The organism is bacterium (genome assembly GCA_024224155.1).
In the GTDB taxonomy this organism is placed as follows: Bacteria; Acidobacteriota; Thermoanaerobaculia; order Multivoradales; family JAHEKO01; genus CALZIK01.
On record JAAENP010000055.1, the window covers coordinates 1 to 1,783 of the forward strand.

A 1,783-nucleotide genomic window follows, 5' to 3' on the forward strand; every position below is an offset into this window, starting at 1 on the left:
GGTCGGCTCGGACGAGATCAGCGAGAGCTTCTCGCAGAACCTGGAGACCCTCGTCTCGAGACCGATTCAGGAGGGGTCCGTGATCGCCGCGCGCCTCAGGTCCCAGATCTCGGCCCGGTCGCGTGGAGGAACCGTGATCCCACTGAACGTCCTCGACGACGACGTGATGGAACGGCTCCAGGACGCGGCCCAGGATTACCACATCTCCAGCGGCGGCCTGGTGATCACCAAGGCCTGGGTCTTCGAAGAGCCGAATCTCTATCGAGAGAAGATCTTGATCGACAAGGAGCTCCTCGAATGGCTGGTGCGGTTCTTCAACACCATGACCGACTACTCGCTCGACGCGGTGTCGCTGCTCGAGAGCATGGCGAACCTGCTCGAGGCGATGATCGGAGAGGACTTGAGAGAGACCGCCGAGTTGCAAGAACTACTGGAAAAGCAGCTCGGCATCCACTTTACGACCAACTTGCTGAGCTTCCCTCTGGAGCGTCTCGCGACGCTCGACCCCAGACAGCGACTCCTGCTGCAAGAGCGGATCCGCAATGCGACCGTCGCCCTGGCGGACTTCCTCGACATGAACGTCCATCGTTTCAACAAAGATCCCCGGCTGTGGATGCCGGTGAGCTATCTGCCCTGAAACAAAATACTATGAATAGGGAGGCCCTATGTCCCGATTCCCCAGCTATGCAAAGGAATTGACCCCATGACCGAGCGTGACGTCCTGCTGCGCGCGCACGGGATCACCAAGGCCTTCGAAGAGGAACGAGGTGCCGCGAAGACGGTCCTGGACGGGCTGGATCTCGAGATCCACCGCCGGTCGCTGGTGGTGATCCGCGGCGAGAGCGGTTGCGGTAAAAGCACCCTGCTGCGCCTCCTGGGCCTCGTCGATCCGGATTTCGAAGGGTCTCTGGAGGTCTGCGGCACCCGGGTCACCGGCAACGGGCAAGCGCTGTCGGCGGCGGAAACGGAGGACCTGCGATCCCGCCACATCGGATTCGTCTTTCAGGACGATCTCCTCCTACCGCTACTCAACCTTCAGGAAAACAGCGAGCTGCCAGCCCGCATCCATCGCTTGCCGAAGCCGAGGATCAGCGAGCGCCTCGGCCGGCTACAAGAGCTCATGTTCCGCCCGGAGGAGATCGCCGAGGGCGTCATGCGGCGGCGCAGAACCAACGTCAGCGGCGGGCAACGCCAACGCGCCGCCATCCTGCGCGCCCTCTCCCACGGCCCGGACCTGATCCTGGCCGACGAGCCGACGGCGAGCCTGGATCCTCAAAGAAAGTCCAAAGTCATCGACCTGTTCAAGCAGCTCTGCCGAGCCGGCGCCACGATCCTGGTCGCCTCACACGATTCGATCTTTCGCGACGTGGGCGAGACCTACGAGCTGGCCGAGGGCAAACTGACGCGGGTCCACGCCGAGACTGAACGATCCGAGGAGACGCCCGATGACGGGGCGCGGCCGGAAAGCTTCTGCGCGCCGGAGGAAAACGGCCATCGAGCACGCCGACTCCGAGGTTGTCCGCCGGGGCTGCAGGTCAAGATCGCTTTCCGCGAAGCCCTCGGCAACCTGCTGTTCGCCTTCATGATCGTCGCCGCGATGGCCGCCGGCCTTTTCCAATTGACCCTGCTCTGGTCGGTTCAGGCGGGTACCCAATTGGTCTTGGACGACGTCATCAACAAGGGCTCGAGGCTTGACCGCGTCGAGGTCGCGGCCAAGGCGCAACCGGACGAAACGACCAACGGCGGCCTGCCCTCGGTCGAGGTCCTCGCCGAGCTCGCCAAC

At 63.4% G+C, this 1,783-nt stretch carries 2 protein-coding genes; both read left to right on the top strand.

Annotation, left to right across the window (positions count from 1 at the left end; genetic code table 11):
- The coding region (locus tag GY769_03685; protein MCP4201015.1) for a hypothetical protein at positions 1 to 637 on the top strand (637 nt) is incomplete at its 5' end.
- A gap of 66 nt (positions 638 to 703) precedes the next feature.
- Positions 704 to 1,783 (top strand): ATP-binding cassette domain-containing protein (locus tag GY769_03690; protein ID MCP4201016.1); only part of this gene is annotated, 1,080 nt, incomplete at its 3' end.